The organism is Nocardioides sp. Root140, assembly GCF_001426745.1.
Taxonomy (GTDB): Bacteria; Actinomycetota; Actinomycetes; order Propionibacteriales; family Nocardioidaceae; genus Nocardioides.
The window spans coordinates 87,310-108,985 of sequence record NZ_LMFI01000011.1 but is presented as its reverse complement, the minus strand read 5'-3'; the positions used below and the strand labels follow the sequence as shown (position 1 = coordinate 108,985).

At 68.4% G+C, this 21,676-nt stretch carries 18 protein-coding genes; 9 read left to right on the top strand and 9 right to left on the bottom strand.

Translation table 11 applies throughout. From position 1 onward, the window contains the following. Positions 1–288 precede the first annotated feature (288 nt). Positions 289–1,431, bottom strand: coding sequence for a hypothetical protein (locus ASD30_RS19105; RefSeq protein WP_156393712.1), 1,143 nt, complete (start codon positions 1,429–1,431; stop codon positions 289–291). A 133-nt stretch (positions 1,432–1,564) separates the two neighbouring features. Further along, positions 1,565–2,521, bottom strand: coding sequence for a hypothetical protein (locus ASD30_RS19100; protein WP_156393711.1), 957 nt, complete (start codon positions 2,519–2,521; stop codon positions 1,565–1,567). 243 nt (positions 2,522–2,764) lie between these two features. On the opposite strand from ASD30_RS19100, the gene ASD30_RS26705 reads away from it, so the two are divergent. Next, positions 2,765–2,908: a hypothetical protein gene (locus tag ASD30_RS26705; RefSeq protein ID WP_156388521.1), complete on the top strand. Its 144-nt coding sequence runs from the start codon at positions 2,765–2,767 to the stop codon at positions 2,906–2,908. 263 nt (positions 2,909–3,171) lie between these two features. On the opposite strand, the gene ASD30_RS19095 is transcribed toward ASD30_RS26705, so the two are convergent. Beyond that, on the bottom strand, positions 3,172–3,816 hold the full coding sequence (locus ASD30_RS19095; RefSeq protein ID WP_056685541.1) for a hypothetical protein: 645 nt from the start codon (positions 3,814–3,816) through the stop codon (positions 3,172–3,174). A gap of 61 nt (positions 3,817–3,877) precedes the next feature. Continuing rightward, entirely contained in the window at positions 3,878–4,618 is a 741-nt protein-coding gene (locus ASD30_RS19090) for a hypothetical protein (RefSeq protein ID WP_156388522.1), read from the bottom strand. Between the two features lie 366 nt (positions 4,619–4,984). Here ASD30_RS19090 and ASD30_RS19085 point away from each other — a divergent pair, with 366 nt between their 5' ends. The 3 genes from ASD30_RS19085 to ASD30_RS19075 all read left to right on the top strand — a co-directional run bounded on the left by ASD30_RS19085 (position 4,985) and on the right by ASD30_RS19075 (position 8,748). Then, positions 4,985–6,259, top strand: a complete 1,275-nt coding sequence (locus ASD30_RS19085) for a helix-turn-helix domain-containing protein (RefSeq protein ID WP_156393710.1) — start codon at positions 4,985–4,987, stop codon at positions 6,257–6,259. A gap of 105 nt (positions 6,260–6,364) precedes the next feature. Continuing rightward, complete coding sequence (locus ASD30_RS19080) at positions 6,365–7,600, top strand: helix-turn-helix domain-containing protein (protein ID WP_162251013.1); 1,236 nt, start codon at positions 6,365–6,367, stop codon at positions 7,598–7,600. Next, positions 7,600–8,748 (top strand): HAD family hydrolase, encoded by a 1,149-nt coding sequence (locus ASD30_RS19075; RefSeq protein ID WP_082564000.1) that lies wholly within the window; start codon positions 7,600–7,602, stop codon positions 8,746–8,748. The genes ASD30_RS19080 and ASD30_RS19075 overlap by 1 nt, the downstream gene beginning before the upstream one ends. 523 nt (positions 8,749–9,271) lie before the next feature. Here ASD30_RS19075 and ASD30_RS19070 read toward each other — a convergent pair. From ASD30_RS19070 to ASD30_RS19050, 5 genes are all read right to left on the bottom strand, one after another. Beyond that, the gene (locus ASD30_RS19070; protein ID WP_056685527.1) at positions 9,272–10,039 is read right to left on the bottom strand and encodes an SRPBCC family protein; all 768 of its coding nucleotides are present in this window, start codon (positions 10,037–10,039) and stop codon (positions 9,272–9,274) included. A gap of 4 nt (positions 10,040–10,043) precedes the next feature. After that, on the bottom strand, positions 10,044–10,898 hold the full coding sequence (locus ASD30_RS19065; protein WP_056685526.1) for an FAD binding domain-containing protein: 855 nt from the start codon (positions 10,896–10,898) through the stop codon (positions 10,044–10,046). Next, a complete protein-coding gene (locus tag ASD30_RS19060) occupies positions 10,895–13,351 on the bottom strand; it encodes a xanthine dehydrogenase family protein molybdopterin-binding subunit (RefSeq protein ID WP_056685522.1) in 2,457 nt (818 codons plus the stop codon). Before ASD30_RS19060 ends, ASD30_RS19065 begins: the two co-directional genes overlap by 4 nt. Next, positions 13,348–13,818: a (2Fe-2S)-binding protein gene (locus ASD30_RS19055; RefSeq protein WP_056685520.1), complete on the bottom strand. Its 471-nt coding sequence runs from the start codon at positions 13,816–13,818 to the stop codon at positions 13,348–13,350. The genes ASD30_RS19060 and ASD30_RS19055 overlap by 4 nt, the downstream gene beginning before the upstream one ends. A 249-nt stretch (positions 13,819–14,067) precedes the next feature. Continuing rightward, positions 14,068–15,321 (bottom strand): hypothetical protein, encoded by a 1,254-nt coding sequence (locus tag ASD30_RS19050; protein WP_056685517.1) that lies wholly within the window; start codon positions 15,319–15,321, stop codon positions 14,068–14,070. Between the two features lie 229 nt (positions 15,322–15,550). On the opposite strand from ASD30_RS19050, the gene mdo reads away from it, so the two are divergent. The 5 genes from mdo (at position 15,551) to ASD30_RS19025 (ending at position 21,668) form a co-directional block, all read left to right on the top strand. Further along, positions 15,551–16,843: an NDMA-dependent methanol dehydrogenase gene (gene mdo, locus ASD30_RS19045; RefSeq protein WP_056685512.1), complete on the top strand. Its 1,293-nt coding sequence runs from the start codon at positions 15,551–15,553 to the stop codon at positions 16,841–16,843. A gap of 85 nt (positions 16,844–16,928) precedes the next feature. Continuing rightward, on the top strand, positions 16,929–18,119 hold the full coding sequence (locus ASD30_RS19040; RefSeq protein ID WP_056685509.1) for an AAA family ATPase: 1,191 nt from the start codon (positions 16,929–16,931) through the stop codon (positions 18,117–18,119). A gap of 9 nt (positions 18,120–18,128) precedes the next feature. Further along, positions 18,129–19,652: a VWA domain-containing protein gene (locus ASD30_RS19035; protein ID WP_056685506.1), complete on the top strand. Its 1,524-nt coding sequence runs from the start codon at positions 18,129–18,131 to the stop codon at positions 19,650–19,652. Positions 19,653–19,686: 34 nt separating this feature from the next. After that, on the top strand, positions 19,687–20,595 hold the full coding sequence (mftM, locus tag ASD30_RS19030) for a mycofactocin oligosaccharide methyltransferase MftM (protein WP_056685503.1): 909 nt from the start codon (positions 19,687–19,689) through the stop codon (positions 20,593–20,595). A 449-nt stretch (positions 20,596–21,044) separates the two neighbouring features. Next, entirely contained in the window at positions 21,045–21,668 is a 624-nt protein-coding gene (locus ASD30_RS19025) for an acetate uptake transporter (RefSeq protein WP_056685500.1), read from the top strand. Positions 21,669–21,676 lie beyond the last annotated feature (8 nt).

Genomic DNA, 21,676 nt, shown 5'->3' with positions numbered 1-21,676 from the left:
CTTCTGAGGTTGGTCACCGTCGGAGATCAGCACCGCGGCGCCAGCGACACCGGACGCTCCGGCAATCACGCACGACAGCGCGATGGCCGCAGCACGCGCGCGGGTCGAGAGCGGACGTCGCCGAATACCGAGATGCATGCGCTGTTCCCCAGAGGTGGTGTCGGAGGTGGTGACCATGAGTCAAGGTGCTCGCGGAGAGGAGTGCCACACCTTGGCAAGACGTACTTTCACCAGACGCAAGAAGTTGTCACCGGCGTGACAAGTTCTGGACTTGGCCGGGCACGAGGTTCACGGCGTCTCCCCGTCCGGCAGCGGCGGCATCTCCGGCGCGGCCGGGGCGGGCAGCGGGCAGCGACTGGGCGAGTCGCACTTGAGGAGGTCGTCGGGGTCATAGGGCGTGAACATCGGACCACCCTGGTTCACGCGAACGGGGTTGTTGGGGCCGGATGCCATGGCGGTCACCAGCGGGCTGAGGTCGTCACCGCCCGAGCCGCAGCCGATGAAGGGAGGGATGTCGACACCACGCGGATCGGGAATGCTCTTTCCGTTCAGCTCCTGGTAGTAGGGAGAGTCGAGCGGGCCGGTGGACCCGCGCAGCGGGTCTCCGTTGCGGTCGACGACGCCTTCATACTGCCCCAGGGACCCGCCCTGCAGAGGTATGTACGGCTTGACGCCCCAGAGCCACACATCGGCTGGGTGCGCGGCCCGGCACGAGGGACCGAGGTCGACCGGGACGCCGTCGACCACCAGGTCACTGAGGCTGATCTGCACCTGCCCTGCGATCAACGTTCGAAAATAGCTGTTCGCCGTCGGACCGTCACAGCCGGGGAAGTTGGTCGCGCCCGTCACCCACGTCGCCACCGTCCACGGCTGAATCGCCCCGTTCTCGCGGACCATCTTCATGCTCAGCGTTGCCGTGGCGGGGATGGACCCGAACGCCACGAGTCTGACCGTGGTGTCGGGCAGAGCACCGACCTCCTTGGGCTTGCCGTCGTCTGTGATGGTGACCACGGTGAGGTCTGAGAGGTCGATCCGGGTCTTCTTGTATTGATCGACCGGCACCGTCGCGCAGGGCACGGGGCCAAAGGGCCAGTCGACGTTTGCCACGCGCGCGCTGTAACGCGTGGGATTCTCGATCGGATCGTTGAAGCGCGCATAACGGAGGATCCCGATGATCGGGTTGTCCGGTCCGAGGGTGATGTAGGTCTTGGACCGGCGCGAGACCGCCCCCTGGGTCGACGACACCACCCCCGCAAGGACATACCCCTCACCCGTCGGCAGGTCATCAGCTGCCGCCTGCCCTTCGGTGCGGTTGGGCTCGTCGCTCTGGACGGCACCGCTGGGTAGCACCAGGACGCTGCCGACCAGGACAACGACAGCAACGACCGTACGGCGAGCACGTGACCCGATTCGTGGGCGAGGTAGGCGCATGGACAGCTCCCGGGAGCAGGTGGATAGTTGGTCAGATGCTGAGCGGGACCGCACGTCGCTGCGGTCTGCAGCGATCGCGGCCGTGGTTCACGCAGGTGTTGTCATCTCACTCATGTGGTTCGCCGCCCCGACATCACTCGTCGCCCTCCGGAAGCGGAGGGTTGGCCGGAACGTCCGGAATCACATCCTTGGGGCACACGTTGCTGCAGGTGCCGAGGTCGTCCAGGGGCAGTTCGTCAAATGAAGCCATCGGGCTCTGGACCGCGCGGACGGGGTTGTTGGGTCCAGACGCCATGGCGCTGACTATCGGGCTCAGATCCTCGCCACCGACGCCGCAACCCGTGAACGGTGGAATCGTAATCCCCGTGGACGCTGGAATCTGTTGGCCGTCGAGTTCCTGGTGGTAGGGCGAGTTCAGTGGGCCCAGCGAAGGACCATGAAGACCGTCGTAGGCGGCCAGAGTTCCTCCACCGCCAGGTGTGTAGGCACCCTCATTCCACATCCGCAGGTCGACAAGGCTCTCGGTTCGGCACGATTTCCCGAGGTCGACTGGCACCCCGTCCACCGTCAAGTCACTGAGCGTCACCTCAAGTTTCCCCTCGACTATGGTTGACGTCCGAGTGGTGAAATTCGGATCGCAGCCCTTGTTCAAAGGGCTGTTCGTATCCCATATGTTCGCGGTGAAGGGACGGAGCTTGCCGTTCAGCTTGGGCTGCCGCAAGGTCAACGTCGCGGTCGCCGGGATCGAGCCGAAGGCGACCAGGTTGACGGGCACCCGGGCCACGAGCCCAGCGTCCACTCCCCCGGACGTGAGAGGCGAAAGCGCGTAGATCGCCACGCGCAAGAAACTGCCCCGATTCATGCTGGTGGGAACAGATGGGTCGGCGCAGTCGGGTTGATCGAACGGGTTGTCGACACACGCCCGACCACGGGTGCACATTGCCAGAAACGACACCGGGTTCTCGATCGGAGTGTTGTACAAGCCTTGGTAGAGGCCGCCCCAGATTGGTGAGTCAGGACCAATCGTGATGAACATCTTGGACGCCCGAGCGGCGGCCGTCTGTGTCAACGTGACGAGGCCCTGGGTCAAGGCGATCTTCTCTTGAGGAAGGTCCTCCGAACCTGGCAGCCCGCTCATGACAGTGGCTTCGGCCTGTGCCGGGGTTGCAGCTTCGTGTGACTCATCGGCGGGTGCCGCACTCGAGGGAAACGTCAAGGCACCGAGGAGTGCGACGCATGTCAGAGCAGCCGTGCGGTGGTATCGCCTTGTTCTGCGTAAGAGCATGAACGGGGTTCGCACGGTCTGTGGCCCTCCTGGCCTCGAATGGGGCGGATGAAGCACATCACCATTCCGATGATGCAGTTCAGGTCCAGTGTCGATAGTGGTGCTGGCACCAGTGAAGGTGATCCAGATGACGCGCGCTACTCGTTGGCAGAGCCGATCTCTGTGCAGCGCCGGAAGTTGTCACCGACGTGACAAGTTCTGGTCGGTCACGGGTTCGCAATCGCTGTCGGGTCCCCAGCCTTCGTCCACGAACCCGAGGCCTCCGTCGGTCGTCGGGCCCGGAGGAACTGAAGTCAGGCAAAGAAGGCCGACGACGCCGTGCGAACGCGATCAACGCAGCTGCCCTCGGGTTGGCTTCTTCACGGATTCCCTGTGGTTGTCACCCACACGAGAAGCCGGTGGTGCAGGTCGCGTCATGCGACCTGCACCACCGGCTTCGGATCAGGCCGTTGTCGTCACGGGTTGGTGATGGTCAACCCGCTGGTCGTCCAGTAACCGCCGACGTCGATCGGGTCACCGAGCTGGACGTCGAGCAGAAGGCAGGTCGAGCCCACCGGGGTGCTGGAGATCTCGAGCTCGATGTTCGGGTCCGTGGCGTACGCCGTGGGGGTGAACCGCTGGTTGGTCTCGTTGAACGTGCCGTCCACTGAACCAGCCACGTCGAAGGTGCACCCTGCTGCGGTCACGTCCGCGTTCACGTCGTACAGCGTTGCAGGGGAGACGCCACTCACCTCGTCGCCAGTGATCTTCACCTTCCAGGTGCCGGTGGGCGTGACCGTCGTGGCGCCAGCGATCGGGTTCGTGCACCCGCTGGAGGTCAGGGATCCGAGGCTGCCGGCCTCGGCACCCATGAGCCTGCTGACGCCGTTGTTGGTGACCGTGCCAGTGAGGTTGAAGGTGGTGCAGGTCAGCGTCTGGCTTGCCGGGATGTCCGTGAAGCTCACGTTGGTGCCCGTGAAGGTCACGGCCGCGCCGGAGTTGCTGCTGGTCGGCGTGTAGTTGGTTGCCAGTGCGTGCGCCGGGCCGGACATCGCGAGGACAGCTGCTCCGACAGCGGAGGTTGCGACCAGGCCTGTGGCCAGCTTGTTGCGCTTCATCATCTGTTTTCTCCTTGGGTTGGATGTTGCCGGGCTGTGCAGATTCGTGAGGTGAGGCGTGGGGCTAGAGGCCGTCGCCGTTGCGCGGGTTGCTGAGGTTCAGCTCAAGCGTGTTGTTGCTGCCAGGAACCAGCGCGTTGATCGGCACCGACCCGAACCACGGGAAGAAGCCGGGGATGTCGAAGAAGTTCAGCGGCGTACAGCCGGTGAAGTTGCCGATCGTGTAGTTGGCCACGAGCGGGCCACCTGCATTGATGGTGAAGTAGCCGGTCGGCGGTGTGGTGTTGCTGATCGGGCTCTTGGCATTGATCGTGGCCGGGTTGATCGTGTGGCAGTTGCTGCCCACGGCCAGCGGCCACCAGACGCCGAACACCTTTGCCTCGACGTTGCTGAGCCTGATGTCGTACTTGACCTGCGTGTCCAGGCTCAGCGCTTGGCGAGGCGAGGGCAGCTTGGTCAACGTGCCCGTGACCGGGCCTACCTGGGTCATTGTGACCCTTGCCCGCGACGGGATCCCGAAGATGTCGAAGTTCATCACCTTGCTGGGGATCGTCAACGTTCCATCGACGATCTGTGCCGTCACCAGATCCATCACGACCTTGATCTCGGTGGGCCCGAGAGCCAGGTCTGCGTCGACCTGCGCGCCGACGTGAGTGGAGCCGACCGCGTCGTAGATGACGCTCAGGGTGGGATTCTCGTCCTCGGCCTGCGCGGACGGCGCGGCCGCAACGAGCAGCATGGACAGGACGGCGGCGGCTGCCATCGCGAGGCGAGAGCGCCGTCGTGGCGCCAACTGAGATTTCACGGATTCCCCTGTGGTTCGAGACTGACGCGATGCCGGCCTTCTGCGGACCAAGGCCACACTCGCGATGACATCGCCATTCAGGTGGATCCGCGCTCACGGCGACAACCCCGGCCCCGACATTGGCTCCGAACTGGGCCGAAAACTGTCAGAAAGGTGACAGTTTCTGCGTCGCCCGGGGCTGGCCGATCACGCATTGGGGGGAGAAGAACTTGTCACGTGCGTGACAAGTCTCCCGACCAAGTTCGCTCCACGTGCCCGACAACCTTTACGTGCGCGCCGCCGACGCATTCACTGTGCTCGGGAGAACCATTTGACGGTGCCCCTCGCTCCCAGGAGCGCGTGGTCCGTCGTGCGGGAGGAGAAGTGATGTCGCTGCCAACGCCGAGCCCCACACAGCGAGTCGGAGGTCGCCTGCCCCAGGCACGAGCACCGCGCCTGACCATCGCGGCGCCACCTCCCTCGATCACGCCGGAGATGGTGGCGATCTACCGCCCTCGCGCTGTCGAGCTCACCCGCCGCATCGCCGAACGCATCAGCTGCGACGTCGTGGGCTTCCGCGATCCGCGCCTCCGCGACCTCATCACCGAGGCAATCGACTCCGCCGTGACCCTGTTCGTCGACGCCCTCGCCGGCGCCCCCGTGCGTGGCGCCTCCGTGGCCGCGGCCTACCGGCGACTCGGGAGTTTGGAGGCAGAGGCCGGTCACGACCTCGACGCGATGCGGGCGGCCCACCAGATAGCCACCCAGGAGTCGTGGGATGACCTCCGCACTCTGGCCCGTGAACTCGACCTTCCGCTGGTCGCGGTCGACCACCTCATGCACGCGTTGTTCGACTACCAACGACAGCTCCTCGAGCACGCGCTCCTCGGGTTCGGCGCACCTCGGCGCACGCCCGACGCACGACTCCGGCTGTTGACGGCGCTGGCCACCGGTGCGGACGACGCCGACGTACGCGCCCTCGCGCAGCGAGTGGGCTGGACGATCCCCGACCTCGTCGCGGTCGCGGTGGCGGGCGACCCTTCCCCTGCAGCATTCACCGCACCGTGTGGCGCCGTACTGGTCGGGACGTACGACGGCGCACTCGTGCTGCTCGGTGCACCCGACGACGTGGAGCAGCAGGCCCGCGTCATTGCCACCTCCCACGGCCCGGTCGCGATCAGCTGGGGAGTCGAGCCGGACGCGTCAGCACATGCCCTGCGCTGGGGACTCCAGACCCTGAAGCTCGTCGCCGATCGGATCATCGATGCGCCCGGCGACGGCGTCGTCTGGTGTGAGGCCCACCAGGCCGAGCTGTGCCTGCATGCCGACCCCGTGCTGCGCCGCTGCGCCGATGAACAGGTGTTGGCGCCACTGCTGGCCGAGACCCCGAAACGACGCGCGGCCCTGGCCGAGACGATGCTGGTCTGGCTGCAGACCGGGCACACCGCACCCGCTGTGGCTCGCCTCCTGAAGGTGCACGAACAGACCGTGCGCTCGCGTCTCAAGCACATCAAGCACCTGTTCGGCGATCGCCTCGACGATCCGGCCGAGACGGTCGGCCTGTTGACGGCGCTGGAGTCGATGACGCCACGCTGGCTGCGCGAGCCGGACGACGGACGTCGTCGTACGGCGGTACTGGTGCAGAGCGTTCGTCGCCGTTGACCACCACCACCGGACACGGTAGGCATGTGCGCAGCGCCCATCGCCCGACGAACCGTCGGGACGACGTCACTGGAGGGCGCCACGACCGGGGGCGGGGAGCATGCAATGACGGGGGTTGACCCGGGTCAGCCAGTCACGATCTCAGCGGTACAACTGGCGCGCCTGTTCCGGCCGATGATGCCGTCACTGGTCTCCGAGATCGTGGCGACCATCCACGGACAGATCGACCGCTACGGCCAGTCGACCACCGGACGGCGGCACCAGCTGATCGAGTTCGCGGTGTCGAGCGCGATCAACGAGTTCCTGGAGAACCTCGAGAACCCGACGATGACGGGCCGTCGCGCCGACGAGCTCTTCCGGCGGATGGGCCACGGCGAGGCCATGGACGGGCATCCGCTCGAGGCCATGCAGACCGCCTTCCGCCTCGCCACGCAGGAGTCGTGGGAGTACCTCCGCTCCTTCGCGATCGAGAACCAGCTCTCGGCGGCGGCGCTGGCCAACCTCGGCGACGCGCTCTTCGCCCACATCGACCACCTCGCCGAACAGGCCCGGCTCGGCCACGTCGGCGCACTGAAGGCGCTCGACCGCGACCAGGGAGTCGCCACCTCGCGGCTCCTGGAGGGCCTGCTCCGTGGCGACGGCACTGCCGAGCTCGAGCACCAGGCCTCACTGGCCGGTTGGGAGCTGCCCAACGAGGTCGTCGTGCTCAGCGTCCAGACCCAGCGCAACGCCGACGCGCTCTCCCTCGACGACCTGACCCCGTGGTGCCTGGTCGGCTCCGACCCCACGGGGCGGGTGCTGGTCACCGCACGGGATTGCAGCGACGAGGTGCTGACCCGGCTCGACAAGGAACCGCTGGTCAAGGCGATCGCGATCTCCTGGCCGGTCGCGATCACCGAGGCTCGCAGCGCCTACCGCTGGGCGACGCGCGCGGTGCGCCTCGCACTCCGCGGCGTGATCCCCTCGGAGCGGGTGATCCGCTGCGAGGACCACCGCACCCAGCTCTGGCTGCACGCCGAGCCGACGCTGCGTCAACAGCTGTGCCAGGAGCTGCTGCCGCCACTGCTGGCCGAGACCCCCAACTCGCGCGAGATCCTCTCCGAGACCCTGCTGGTCTGGCTTGAGACACGAGACAGCGCTCCCGCCATCGCTGCCAAACTGGGCGTGCACCCGCAGACGGTTCGCTACCGGTGGAAGCGCATCAACGAGCTGTTCGGCGAAGACCTACACGACCCGGATTTCGTGACCACGATGACCATGTTGCTCAAGGCCAGCGTCCCGCTCTGGAAGGCGGGCGACCAGAGCGACTTCGAACGCTTCCGCGCGGACGAGGAGGAGTGATGACTTCTCTGCCTCGTCGCTCTTCTTCTGTGTCTTCGGGCCTTCCGACGGTCGCCGTACTGCCGATCGTCTGTGCGGCTGTGGTGGCTCTCGGCCTCGCGTGGACCGTCCTGGACGACGCTTCCGCCGGCATGCGGGTCGCCACCTCCGCGTTGCTGGCGGCGTTCCCGCTGGGCTACCTGTTGTCGGCGTGGCTGCCGCTGCGCCTCGCCGTACGACGCGGGGCCGCTGTCGGTTTGCGCCTCACCGAGCCGGCGCTGCACACGGCCCAACGGATCACGACGATCGTGCTCGACAAGAGCGGCACGATCACCGCGGACGAGCTCGCCGTCGTCTCCGTCGACCCGGTCGAGCCCGACCACGACCGCAACCTGCGGTGGTTCGCCGGCGCCCTCGAGCACTCCGCCGAGGACCCGGTCGGACGTGCCATCGCCAAGCTCGCCGGACGTGGTCACCTCACCGACGTCGTGCAGACCCCCGGGTTCGGGATCAGCGGATCCGTCGACCGGCACCCGGTGCGGGTCGGACGCCCCGACTGGATCGGCCTCGACCACGTCGGCGGGGACGGCACCACCGTCGCCGTCGAGGTGGACGCCCGGGCACTCGGCCACATCACCGTCGACGACGTGGTCCGCGAGGACGCCCTGGCCTCCGTCGACCGACTGCGCACACTCGGCCTCGCGCCGGTGCTTGTCTCTGACGGCACCAGCCACAACACCGAACGACTGGGTGTTGCCGTCGGCATCGACGTGCTGCATGCCGAGGTCGCGCCCGAGAAGCGGGCTCGCGTGGTGACCGAGCTCCAGGAGGCGGGTCAGGTGGTCGCGATGGTCGGGCCGTCCCCTGCGAATGCCGACGCGTTGGAGGTTGCCGACCTGGCCGTGTGCTCAGGGCCAGCGCCGGGCCCGTCGTCGATCGGGCTCGACACGCTGGCGGTCGACGCGGTGGCCGGCGCGTTGTCTCTCTCGCGGACTGCCCTGTCGGTGATCCGCACCAACCGGGTCATCGGTCTCATCACGCCAGTTGTCGGACTCGTCGGCGCCGGGCTCGGTGTGCTCAGTCCCCTGCTGGGGTTGGTGTTCGGCGTCGTGGCGGCCCTGCTGGTCATCGGGAACTCCCTGCGCCTGCGGGCTGCCGCCAAGCTCTGACCTGATCGGGCTGGTGACCCGGTCTCGATACGCTCGCTGGCGCTCGCTGCTCGACCAACGAAAGCTCCGCTGTGCGAGTGCCGCCGAGGGACCTTCGGTGGTCGAGTGCCGCCGAGGGACCTTCGGTGGTCGAGTGCCGCCGAGGGACGAGGCGGTGTATCGAGACCACACCGCGAAGGCTCCGCTGGTCGACGCTCGCCACTCGGCCAACGAAAGGCGGGACGGCATTTCTTGTCACGTAGGTGCCAAGTTTGAGGTTGTTTGTCAGTGCGTTGGACGTTTGCCCTTGCCGTGCGGTCGTCGTACTGGCTCAATCGTTGGCACGGGCCGCCTCTCCCTCCCAAGAACTGGCGGCGCCCACGGTCCGCATCAGCCCGCATACCTGATGCCTGACCGGCCAAGGAACGCTCGCGGGCCCGCCTACCCCACTCCACCCGGCCGGCCCGCGGGCGTTCATCTCGCGGCGTGGTCTCGAGATGGGTTCCGAGGAGGCGAGGGACGAGCCGTCTCGAAGGGCGCTCGTTCAGCAGCAGCGGCGGCGGGTGATCCAGACGACCAGGGCGAGTACGCCGAGGGCGGCAGCCAGCTGCTTGCCGTAGGTCTTGAGCAGGATCGGCAGCACGGTCGCACCGAGGTCGAGTGCGTCGTCCGAGCCGGAGGAGCCCGAGGATCCGGAGGACTCGGCCTTGTGGCGCGACGGCGTACTCGCCTGTGGGGCGGGCGCGGCCGAGCTCTCCGCGGCGGGCGCCGACGCCGGACCAGCGTCCGGGTCGCCGCCGGGTGCGGAGACCGCCGCAGCACCCGTCGGCACCGAGGCCGGTTCGGAGTCCGCGTCTGGCTCGGGCGTGCCGCCGACCTTCGTCTTCAGGCAGTCGACGAACTGGCCCAGCAGCTTGTCGCTGATGTCCTGGATGACACCGCGGCCGAACTGGGCGGGCTTGCCGGTGATGTTGAGGTCGGTGACCACCTCGACCCGGGTTTCGCCGGGGCCGGCTTCGCTCATGGTGGCCACGACGTCGGCGCCGGCGGTGCCGTTGCCGCGCTTGTCCTTGCCCATCGCCTTGATCTTCATGACGCCGGCGGACTCGTCCTTCTCGGTGAACGAGCCGGATCCGTTGTAGACAAGGGCGATCGGGCCCAGCTTCACCTTGCAGCTGCCGGTGAACGTGTCGCCCTCGAAGGACGTGACCGTGGCGCCCGGGAAGCACCCGGCCACCGACTCGATGTCGTTGAAGGCGGCCCAGGTCTCGGCGCGCGAGGCGGGCACGGTGAACTCGTGGGTCAGCTGCACGGGCTCACGCTCCCGCGGCCGCGAGCACGGCCCGACGGGTCAGCACCGTCGCCAGGTGTCGGCGATAGTCGGCGTCACCGTTGAGGTCCGACGGTGGGTTGGTGCCCTCCGCGGCCGACTCCGCTGCGCGGCGTACGGCCTCGTCGGTGGCCGGCTGACCGACCAGTGCCTGCTCGACGGCGGTCGCGCGCAGTGGCGTCGAGCCCATGTTGGTCAGGCCGATGCGCGCTTCGGCGATGGTGCCGCCCTCGGCGCGCACGGTCGCGGCCACCGCGACGATCGGCCACTGGTGGGCGACCCGCACGAACTTCTCGTAGTGGCCACCCCAGCCGGTGTGCTTGGGAATGCGTACGGCGGTGAGGATCTCGTCGTCGCCGATCGCGGTGGTCATGAAGTCCTCGAAGAAGTCGGACGCCGACACCCGGCGCTCTCCCCCGCTGCCGGTGATCACGAACTCCGCATCGAGCGCCAGCACCGGTGCACCGAGGTCTCCCGCCGGATCGGCGTGCGCGAGGGCGCCACCGAACGTGCCGCGGTGGCGGACCTGCGCGTCGGCCAGGTGCTCGATCGCCTTGGTGATCACCGCCGCGTGCTCGGCGACGAGGGCGTTCTTGCCGACGTCGGTGTGGGTGGTCATCGCGCCGATCACGAGGGCGTCGCCGTCCTCGGTCACGCCGCGCAGGGACTCGATGCGGCCGAGGTCGATGATCATCTCGGGTGCGTTGAGGCGCATCCGCAGCACCGGCAGCAGGCTCTGCCCGCCGGCGATGATCTTGGCGTCGTCACCGTGCTCGGCCAGGGCGGCCAGGGCCTCCTCGACCGTCGTGGGTGCGAGGTAGTCGAACTTTGCGGGGATCATTCCGGGGCTCCGTCCGCGATGGCTGTGTCGCCGCTGTCGTCGAAGTGCGGAGCGGCCGCCTCCGTGGTCTTGTCGCCGCCGCCGCCGTCGTTGATCGCCTTCCACACTCTCTCCGGCGTGCACGGCATGCGGACGTCGTTGACGCCGAACTGCCGGATCGCGTCGACCACCGCGTTGACCACCGCCGGTGTCGAGGCGATCGTGCCGGCCTCGCCGACGCCCTTGGTGCCGAGCGTGTTGGTCAGCGACGGCGTGGTGGTGTGGTCGACGTCGAAGCTGATCGTGTCGGCCGCGGTCGGCACCAGGTAGTCGACGAACGAGGCCGAGACCAGCGTCCCGGAGTCGTCGTACACGGCTTCCTCCCAGAGCGCCTGCGCGATGCCCTGCACCAGTCCGCCGTGCACCTGGCCGGCCACGATCAGCGGGTTGATCACGTTGCCGATGTCGTCGACGCAGGTGTACTTGCGCATCTTGACCGCACCGGTCTCGGTGTCGACCTCCATCGCGCACAGGTGCGTGCCGTGGGGGTAGTTGAAGTTCACCGGGTCGTACGTCGCGTCGCAGTCGAGCGACGGCTCCACACCGTCGGGCAGGTTGTGCGCGGCGAAGGTCGCCAGCGCCACCTCGGCCATCGCGAGACCCTGGTCGGTGCCACGGACCCCGAAGCGACCGGCCGAGAACTCGATGTCGTCGACCGATGCCTCGAGCAGGTGGGCCGCGATCGGCTTGGCCTTCTCGATCACCTTGTCGGCGGCCCGCACGAGCGCCTCACCACCGACGACGAGCGACCGGGAGCCGTAGGTGTCGAGGCCCTTCGGCGCGACCATCGTGTCGCCGTGCAGCACCTCGACGTCCTCGAAGGCCACACCGAGCCGGTCGGCGACGATCTGGCTGAACGCCGTCTCGTGGCCCTGGCCGTGGGCGCTGGCTCCGGTGACCACCTCGACCTTGCCGGTGGCCAGCATGCGCACGGTCGCGTGCTCCCAGCCGCCGGCGCCGTAGTCGAGGCTGCCCAGCACGCGGCTCGGCGCCAGGCCGCACATCTCGGTGAACGTCGAGACACCGATGCCCAGCTGGATCGGGTCCTTCGACTCACGTCTGGCCTTCTGCTCGGCCCGGAGCTCGTCGTACCCGAAGTGCTCCTTGGCCAACGCGGTGGCGGCCTCGTAGTTGCCCGAGTCGTACTCGAGCCCGGCCACCGTGGTGAACGGGAACTCCTCGTGCTTGATCCAGTTCTTCTCACGCACCTCGAGCGGGTCGACACCCAGCTCGGCGGCCAGCTCGGTCATCATGCGCTCGATCCCGAACGTCGCCTCGGGGCGCCCTGCACCCCGATAGGCGTCGGTCCAGGCCTTGTTGGTGAGCACCGTCTGCACCGCGAAGTGGTAGGCGGGGAACTTGTAGATCGCGTTGAACATGAACGCACCGAGCACCGGGACGCCGCCACCGACGAGGGAGACGTGCGAGCCGAGGTCGGCCAGCAGCTCGACCTTGAATCCGGTGACCGTGCCGTCCTTCTCGGCGGCCAGGGTGAGCTTCTGCCACTGGTCGCGGCCGTGGTGGGCGGCCATCATCGACTCGGAGCGGGTCTCGGTGTACTTCACCGGCTTGCCCAGCCGCCGGGCCAGCACCATGGTGATGAACTCCTCGGGCGTGGTCTGCAGCTTGCCGCCGAAGCCGCCGCCGACGTCGGGCGCGATGACCCGCACCTTCGCCTCGGAGACACCGAGTACGGCGGCCAGCAGGAAGCGCAGGATGTGCGGGATCTGGGTCGCGCTCCACATCGTGATCTGCTCGCCGGTCGGGTCGACCACGGTCGAGCGGGGCTCCATGAACGCGGGGATCAGCCTCTGCTGGCGGTACTCGCGCTCGAGGACGATGCCGTCCTCACGCGCCTTTGCGATGGCCTCCTCGACGTTGCCGCCGGTGCCTGCGTCGGCCGAGTCGAAGACCCAGAGTGCCGACTTGTTGGTGCCGAGGTCGGGGTGCGCGAGCACCTTGTCCTCCGCCGACTCCTTGAGGTCGAGGGCCGCGGGCAGCTCTTCGTAGTCGACGTCGACCAGCTCGGCCGCGTCACGCGCCTCGGCGGCACTGCGGGCCACCACGACCGCGACGATCTCGCCGGCGAACGTGGCCCGGTCGATCGCGACGGGCGGGTGCGGCGGGGTGACCTGGTCGGGCGTGATCGGCCACGCGTTCGGCAGGGAGCCCTGCTCCTCGCCGAGGTCCTTGCCGGTCACCACCGTGACCACGTTGGGCGCCGCCTTCGCCTCGTCGACGTTGATGTTGACGATCTTGGCGTGCGCAAAAGGACTGCGCACCATGGCCAGGTGCAGCATGCCCGGGAGGGTGATGTTGTCGGTCCAGCGGGTGCGACCGGTGATCAGTCGCTGGTCCTCCTTGCGGCGCCGGTCCCGGCCGATCTCCATCTGCGGCTCTTCGGTGACGGTCATTTGCCGACCTCCTGCCCGGACGCGGTCTGCACGGCTCGCACGATGTTGTGGTAGCCGGTGCACCGGCAAAGGTTGCCCTCGATGCCCTCGCGGATCTGCTTCTCGTCGGGCTTCGGGTTGTCGTTGAGCAGGTCGATCGACTGCATGATCATGCCCGGCGTACAGAAGCCGCACTGGAGGGCGTGGCACTCGTGGAACGCGGCCTGCATCGGGTGCAGCTCGCCGTTCGTGGCCAGCCCCTCGATCGTGGTCACCTCGTGGCCGTCGGCCTGCACGGCCAGCACGTTGCACGACTTCACGCTGCGCCCGTCGAGGTGCACCGTGCACGCCCCGCAGTTGCTGGTGTCGCACCCGATCACGGTGCCGGTCTTGCCGAGCTTCTCCCGGAGGTACTGCACCAGCAGCATCCGTGGCTCGACGTCGTCGGAGACCTTTGCTCCGTCGACGGTGACTTCGATCCTGGTCATGGACGACTCCTCGCAGACGCACTGGCTACCTGTGACCCGGCTCACGCTATGAACCCGAGGTTGGCGAAAGGTTGGATACTCCCTGACGTTTCGGCCCTCTCGCCGCGATACTCCCTGACGTTTCGGTCCCTCCGGGGACGCGAACGTCAGGGAGTATCCCGATTTAGGGGCCCGAACGTCAGGGAGTATCCCGATTTGGGGGCCCGAACGTCAGGGAGTATCCCGAATTGGGGGCCCGAACGTCAGGGACTATCGGGAGGATGAAGCGGCGGCGAGCTTGCCGCGGAGCAGGGGCTTGAGCGGGTGCGGGGCCTCGCCGAGCGAGGCCAGGCAGGCCTCGATCACCTGGGTGTCATAGGGCGCCAACTCGGTGTAGCGCACCACCGCCGCCGGCACCGGGTCGGCCAGCAGCGCCTCACGCACGGCGACCGCGAGATAGTCGGCGTACTCCCCCAGCCCCGGGGACTCGGTGCCGGGCAGCAGGTCACCGCCGTACGCCGCCACGGCCTCGCGCACCTTGCCCTGGCGGAGCAGGCGTACGACGGTCTCGACGTCGGCCTGCACCGGGAGCGTGAGGCGATAGGGCCGCGACGCCAGCTGGCCACCGACCGCGTGCCGCAGGTGCGAGACCTCGGCCTTCAGCGTCGACAGGGTGATCGACTGGTCGCCGTAGAGCAGCGCGTGCAGCTGCTCGAGGGTGAGCCCGTCGGGGTGGAGGGTGAGCAGCGCGAGGATCTCGGTCTGCCGTCGGTTGAGCAGCAGGCGCTCGCCGTCGAGATGCACCTCGGCCGAGCCGAGCAACCGCAGGCTGAGCCCGATCTCGTCGTCGGGCAGCACCAGGTGAGGGGCCCGACCTCCGGCATGCATCGACCGGGGCATCGCCCCCTCGATCACCCGCGCCATCATGCGCGCGGTGGCCAGCCCGATCGGGTGGGTGCGGTCCCAGGTGGTCGACAGGTCGATCACGCCGAGCACCTCACCGGTCGCAGGGTCGTGCACCGGCGCCGCCCAGCACACCCAGTTGTGCACGATCGGCGCGAAGTGCTCCGCACTGAACACCATCGACGGCCCGCCGGTGCGCAGCGCGAGGTCGAGCGCGTTGGTGCCGACGCTCGCCTCGTCCCACTTGCCGCCGACGACGAAGTTGACCGACTCGGCCTTGCGGCGCATCACGCGGCCGCCGTACGTCCACAGGATGCGGGTCTCGGGGTCGGTCACGGCGAGCACCAGGTCGCCGTCGTCCGCCGTACGCCGCAGCTCGTCCTCGACACGTTCGACGCCGACCTGGAGCGGCGAACCGGCCCAGTACGCCGCGGTGTCGGCCTCGTCGGCCAACGGCGCCTCGGTCACGTCTGGCCTGATCAGCGAGCCGGACCGTCGCCACGAGTGCAGGATCTCGGGACGGACCAGCTGCTCGGCCCGGTCACCCTGCTCGACGAAGGCGGTCCAGGCGCGCACGGCATCGATCCTGCGCTCGTGCAGCTGCTGACGATCGACGGACATCGGCTCTCCTGACGGTCTCTCGCAACCGTAGCCCGTGGACCGTGACGGCGTCACCGGTTCCGTCTCGACGCCCGAGAACGCCGCAACCATCGCAGCGGCCGGTGGCACCTGTCGGGACGGACAGGTGCACCCCTCCCCCCGCGGCCGGTTTCGCGATCCTCGTCTGTTCGGGGCCCTTCCGACGGACCTAGCGTCCGAAGCACCCACCCCGAATCCGGAGGTTTCTCTGATGCAAGTTGACGAGTTGCTCAAGCCGTTCCCGATCAAGGAGTTCCACCCGTTCCCGCGGGCCCTGATGGGCCCCGGCGCGCACGAGATGATCGGCCCCGAGGCGCTCAAGCTCGGTTTCCGCAAGACGCTGGTGATGACCTCGGGCCTGCGCGGCACCGACATCGTGCACAAGATCGTCGAGTCGATGAAGTACCACGGCCTCGAGGTCGTGCTCTACGACAAGGTGGAGTCCAACCCCAAGGACTACAACACCATGGACGCGGTGAAGCTCTACCAGGAGAACGCGTGCGACTCGTTCGTCTCCATCGGTGGCGGCTCCTCGCACGACGCCTGCAAGGGCGCCCGCATCTCGGTGGCGCACGACGGACGCAACGTCAACGAGTTCGAGGGCTTCAACATGTCCGAGAACCCGAAGAACCCGCCGCACATCGCGGTCTCGACGACGGCCGGCACCGGCTCCGAGACGTCGTGGGCCTACGTCATCACCGACACCACGACCGACCCCGACAACCCGCACAAGTACGTCGCCTTCGACGACGCCTCTGTCGCCACCCTGGCGATCGACGACCCGGTGCTGTACTTCGACTGCCCGGTCGACTACACCGCCCAGTGCGGGTTCGACGTGCTGGCGCACGCCTCGGAGCCGTACGTGTCACGGCTCAACTTCGAGCCGTCACTCGGCAACGCGATCCGGGCCATCAAGCTGACCTCGGAGAACCTGCGCGAGGCAGTGTGGAACGGCCAGGACCTCAAGGGTCGCGAGGGCATGATGTACGCCCAGTACATCGCCGCCCAGGCGTTCAACTCCGGCGGCCTCGGCATCATCCACTCGATCTCGCACGCGGTGTCGGCGTTCTACGACACCCACCACGGGCTCAACAACGCGATCGCGCTGCCCCGGGTGTGGGCGTTCAACATGCCCGCGGTCTACGGTCGCTTTGCCGACATCGCCGAGGCCATGGGCATCGACACCCACGGCATGACCAAGGTGCAGGCTGCCGACGCCGCCCTCGCCGCGTCGATCCGGCTGCTCCGCGACGTGGGCATCCCGGAGAAGTTCACCGACGTCACCCAGGACAGCTACTCGAAGAACCGCCTGGGCACCGGCCCGACGGCGTACTACGAGAACGCACCGGTGATCAAGGGCGACGACGAGGACATCGACCGCATCACCCACCACGTGCTCGGTGACGCCTGTACGCCGGGCAACGCCAAGGAGTGCACGTTCGAGACCGTGCGCCCGGTGATCGATCACTGCATGAACGGCGATCTGGACGACCTGATCAGCTGACAGAGCCCCGGTCCGGTCGCCGTCCATCGAGCCGGCGGCCGGACCGGATCCCACCGGACACGCAACCACTGCCTGAGGAGAGAACGTGAGCACGCTGCCCGAACCGGCCCCCGCCTTCGCCGACGTCGAGGAGGCCCGGCTGCGCCTTGCCGAGCACGGCTATCTCTCCGACGACCGCCTGGCCACCACCGTCTTCCTCCAGACCCGGCTCGACAAGCCGGTGCTCCTCGAGGGCCCGGCCGGCGTCGGCAAGACCCAGCTGGCCCTGAGCCTGGCCCACGCGACCGGCCGGCGACTGCTCCGCCTCCAGTGCTACGAGGGCCAGGACGAGACCAAGGCGCTCTACGAGTGGGACTACGGCAAGCAGCTGCTCTACACCCAGATCCTGCGCGAGAAGATCGGCTCGATCGTCGAGGACGCCGCCGACCTCAACGAGTCGATCGAGCGCATCGCCAAGCAGGACTCGGTGTTCTTCTCCGAGCGCTTCCTCGCCGCCCGTCCGTTGCTCGAGGCGATCGACTCCGACGACCCCGTCGTACTCCTCATCGACGAGGTCGACCGGGCCGACGAGGCGCTCGAGGCGGTGCTCCTCGAGCTGCTCTCCGAGTTCCAGATCTCCATTCCCGAGATCGGCACCATCCGCGCCAAGCACCTGCCGTACGTCGTCCTCACCTCCAACAACACGCGTGACCTCTCGGCGGCCCTCAAGCGGCGCTGTCTGCACCTCTTCCTCGACTACCCCGACGCCGAGCGGGAGCTGGAGATCATCCGCTCCAAGGACACCGGCCTCTCCGACGCACTCGCCGTACGCCTGGTCGAGATCGTGCGCGACCTGCGCGACCTCGACCTGCGCAAGGCGCCGAGCATCTCCGAGACGATCGACTGGGCGCGCACCCTCGCCGTGCTGGGCGTGGAGGAGCTGACCTCCGACATCCTGTCCAGCACCCTCAACGTCGTCGTGAAGTACGAACGCGACCTCAAGAAGACGCTCGCCGCGATCCCGAAGATGGTCGATCCGAACGCCGTCGTGCCCGACAGCCTGCACGGTCACGGTCACGGGCATGGCCACGGTCACGACCACGACCCCGCGCCGCAGCCGCCCGCGGCACGGGATGACTCCGGCGATGTCGACGGCAAGGCCGCCCGCGCCGCCAAGGACAAGCCCGGCCGCCACGACAAGGGCTACTACGGCGCGGACAACAAGCTCGGCCCGTCGCGTGCAGTGTCACCCGGCCAGGGCAGCCGGTCCTTCTCGGCGCGCAAGCGCCCGGTCTAGGCCGACGGCATGGAAGGCGCGGTCCACCGGTTCATCCGCCTGCTGCGACTCCACGGCGTGCGGGTGAGTACGGCGGAGGTCATCGACGCCATGCACGCGGTGGCCCAACCGAGCGTGCTCGACGAACGCGAGGTGCTCCGCGCGGCGCTGGCGGTCAGCCTGGTCAAGGACCGGCGCGACCTGGCCACCTTCGACCGCGTCTTCGACCGGTTCTTCGGACTGCGTCCCGTCATCGACGAAGCCGGCGAGGAGCACAAGCACACCCACGACGACCTGAGCGACGACGGCGAGCTGACCGACTTCACCCTGTCGGAGGAGCCCGGCGACATCCCCGAGGACGGGCACTCGCACGGCAAGCCCGACGACATCAAGGAGTTCTTCAAGCCCGAGGACATGGCCCAGCAGTACAACCTGCACCAGGAGGCCAACAAGATCGACATCGCCGCACTGACCGATGAGATCGTGCTCTCCAACGACACCCAGACCAGCGCCGGCGAGGCGGCCAGGGTGCAGCTCTCGACCCGTCGCATGCACAACCCGGGCAACCCCGGCGACCTGGTCCGCAGCCCCGGCATGGAGCTCGACACCGAGCTGTCGGTGCACGAGGAGATGGCGCTGCTGAGCTGGCTCGAGGAACGCCTGCCCGAGGACACCTTCGTCGACGACGGCGACCTCGCCGCGCTGCGCAAGGCGCTGGCGCCCTGGCTGGCCAGCCTGCCCGAGCGGATCCGCGACCACCTCCAGCAGCTGATGGAGACCGAGCGCGAGATCGAGACCCGCGAGCTCCAGGCCGCGCAGGCCGAGACCGTCGACGAGCACGAGCGTGCCGAGCTCGAGGAGTCGCTGCGTCGCCTGCTGCGCAGCCTGCACGGCGCGCCCCGCCCCCGTCGTACGACGGCCGCGCGCGGCGTGGTCGACGGCCGGCGCACCATGCGCAGCAACATGAAGTACGACGGCGTCCCGTTCCGGCCGGTCACCGTCGCCAAGGCACACGACCGACCCAGATTGCTGGTGCTGTGCGACGTCTCGCTGTCGGTGCGCTCGACCGCGCGGTTCACCCTGCACCTGGTGCACAGCCTGCAGTCGGTCGCGTCGTCGGTGCGCACCTTCGCGTTCGTCAAGGACATGGTCGAGATCACCGACCTGTTCTCCGAGCACCGCATCGAGGACGCGCTGTCCCTCGTGATGGCGGGCCTGCCGGCGGGCGGCATCCTCGACGTCGACGCCGACTCCGACTACGGGTCGTCGTTCCGCCAGTTCCTCGACCAGTACGGCTCGGCGGTCAACCGGCGTACGACCGTGATCGTGCTCGGCGACGGACGCGGCAACGGCAAGGACCCCGGGCTCGAGGCGTTCGAGGAGATCACCCGCCGGGCGCGCTCCACGATCTGGCTGACCCCGGAGCCCAGCTATTCATGGGGACTGGGCGGTTGCGACCTGCCGGCGTACGCCGAACACACCGACAAGGTGCAGGTGGTGCGCAACCTGCACGGCCTCGAGGAAGTCACCACGTCACTGAAGGTGACGACGTGAGGGTGCTGCGCTGCGGTTCGCCCAGGGGCCCGGCATGAGCGCCGTCGAACCGGTCTCGGCGATCGACCCGTTCGTCGCGACCCACGACGGCGTCTACCGCGACGCCATGGTCGAGGTGACGGCGCTGCACGGCCCCCGCCCACGCCGGCAGTTGCGCACCGTGCGCACCGAGCACTTCGACATCCTCCACGAAGGCCCCCTGATCAAGCTCTCGCACGCGCTGCGGCCCGACCAGATCGACGACGACCTGGCGGGCCTGATCGCCGAGGAGCTGTTCCAGCCCGGATGGCTGCGTGGACCCGACCTCTTCGAGCGGCTGCTCACCGGCATCGTGCTCAGCACCCGTGCGGAGCCGCTCGACGCGTGGACCGACTTCTACGCCAACACCCTCGCCCGGGTCGCTGAGTCCCTCACCGGTGACCCGACCGGCACCCGGCACGGGACCATCGCCGACTACGCACCCGTCTATGGCTTGGCCGAGCAGGCGCTGGCTCCCGGCACGGTGCTCGAGCTGGGCTGCTGCTTCGGCTTCCTGTCCCTCCGGCTCGCCGCCGCCGGGCGCGCGGTGATCGCCTCGGACGTCTCCGCCGGCACCGTCGGCCTGCTCGACGCGGTCGCCCCGCGCCTCGGCCGCGAGGTGCACACGCGCACCGCCGACGCCGGCCGGCTGCCGTTCGCCGACGACTCGTGCGACAACGTGCTCGCCGTCCACCTGCTCGAGCACCTGGAGCCCGACCATGGCGAACGCGTCGTCCACGAGGCCCTGCGCGTGGCCCGCCGACGCGTCGTGATCGCGGTCCCCCTCGAGGAAGAGGCCGACGCGACCTGGGGCCACGTACGCACCGTCTCCCTCGACGACCTCGACGCCTGGGGTGCCGCCATCGGCCACCCGTACGTCGTCCGCGAGGCGCACGGCGGCTGGCTCCTGATCGACCTCGCCTGATCCTCAACCACCGACGTGGTGGATCGCACCCAGTGGCTGTTGCGGTCACAGGCAGCACTCACCGACACGGCCGGCACCTGGTCGACCCGACGGGGGTGGGCCGTACGACAGGTGAGCAGGCGGGTCAGGGAGCGGTTCACGCTCAGACGGGGCCGGCAGCCTGCGAGTTACCTGTCGGACGGTCCGGTGCAGGGCGTCAGCGAACGGCCAGCGATCCACCACGTTGTCGTGTCTTCGGGCGTTCGGCTCGATCATCATGCCTGCGCACCTCTCCCCGACTTCACCCACCCGTACGCCGGCACGCGTGCGACGCACGCCGTACCTGTACTTCGGCTTCACGCAGGGCCGGGAGAGGACTGTCCGGACAGGCCCGGCACCCCGCCTCTCGGGCGGTCCGCCGGGAACCCGCGACTCCTAGCGTCAGAAGCCCAACCACTCCTGGAGGAAACATGACCGACATCGACAGTCGCCCGGCCCATGCGGCCACGACGACGCCCGCCCCTGCCGTGGCCCCTGCGCCCTCCGGCTGGGGCGACCCGTTCCCGCTGGGCCTGGCCAGCTTCGGCATCTCCGCACTCGTGCTCTCGACGGTGATGTCGGGGCTGATCGACCCGCTCGCCACTCCCGCCGTGCTCTCCCTGGCCCTCTCGCTCGGCTTCCTCACCGAGCTGGTCGCCGGCATCATCCACTTCCAGCGCGGCGAGACGTTCCCGGGGCTGGTGTTCACGGCGTACGCCGGCTTCTGGCTCAGCTACGCGCTTCTCGTGCAGTTCTACGGCCCGATGGTGACCGCGGACGCCGCCGCCATCACCGGGATGTTCCTGCTGGCGTGGGCGATCTTCTCGACGTACATGCTGCTCGCCGCGCTGCGCACCAACCTGACCACGATCGTGATCTTCACGTTGCTGTGCGCGGTGTTCTACCTGGCCGCCTTCGGCGCGTTCTTCGAGAGCGCCGGACTCGGCCACCTCGCCGGCTACCTGCTGATCGCGGACGCCGTCGTCGCGCTCTACGCCTCGGCCGCGATCATCGTGAACACCACGTGGGAGCGGACGGTGCTGGCCGTTCCCTGATCAGTCGA

What these genes read in the sequence shown, in the direction of transcription:
- ASD30_RS19035 (WP_056685506.1), top strand. Translation starts at nt 18,129, where the DNA reads ATGGAAGGCGCGGTCCACCGGTTCATCCGCCTGCTGCGACTCCACGGC.
- mftM (WP_056685503.1), top strand. Translation starts at nt 19,687, where the DNA reads ATGAGCGCCGTCGAACCGGTCTCGGCGATCGACCCGTTCGTCGCGACC.
- ASD30_RS19075 (WP_082564000.1), top strand. Translation starts at nt 7,600, where the DNA reads ATGACTTCTCTGCCTCGTCGCTCTTCTTCTGTGTCTTCGGGCCTTCCG.
- mdo (WP_056685512.1), top strand. Translation starts at nt 15,551, where the DNA reads ATGCAAGTTGACGAGTTGCTCAAGCCGTTCCCGATCAAGGAGTTCCAC.
- ASD30_RS26705 (WP_156388521.1), top strand. Translation starts at nt 2,765, where the DNA reads ATGAAGCACATCACCATTCCGATGATGCAGTTCAGGTCCAGTGTCGAT.
- ASD30_RS19050 (WP_056685517.1), bottom strand. Translation starts at nt 15,321, where the DNA reads ATGTCCGTCGATCGTCAGCAGCTGCACGAGCGCAGGATCGATGCCGTG.
- ASD30_RS19085 (WP_156393710.1), top strand. Translation starts at nt 4,985, where the DNA reads ATGTCGCTGCCAACGCCGAGCCCCACACAGCGAGTCGGAGGTCGCCTG.
- ASD30_RS19060 (WP_056685522.1), bottom strand. Translation starts at nt 13,351, where the DNA reads ATGACCGTCACCGAAGAGCCGCAGATGGAGATCGGCCGGGACCGGCGC.
- ASD30_RS19065 (WP_056685526.1), bottom strand. Translation starts at nt 10,898, where the DNA reads ATGATCCCCGCAAAGTTCGACTACCTCGCACCCACGACGGTCGAGGAG.
- ASD30_RS19095 (WP_056685541.1), bottom strand. Translation starts at nt 3,816, where the DNA reads ATGATGAAGCGCAACAAGCTGGCCACAGGCCTGGTCGCAACCTCCGCT.
- ASD30_RS19025 (WP_056685500.1), top strand. Translation starts at nt 21,045, where the DNA reads ATGACCGACATCGACAGTCGCCCGGCCCATGCGGCCACGACGACGCCC.
- ASD30_RS19080 (WP_162251013.1), top strand. Translation starts at nt 6,365, where the DNA reads ATGACGGGGGTTGACCCGGGTCAGCCAGTCACGATCTCAGCGGTACAA.
- ASD30_RS19055 (WP_056685520.1), bottom strand. Translation starts at nt 13,818, where the DNA reads ATGACCAGGATCGAAGTCACCGTCGACGGAGCAAAGGTCTCCGACGAC.
- ASD30_RS19105 (WP_156393712.1), bottom strand. Translation starts at nt 1,431, where the DNA reads ATGCGCCTACCTCGCCCACGAATCGGGTCACGTGCTCGCCGTACGGTC.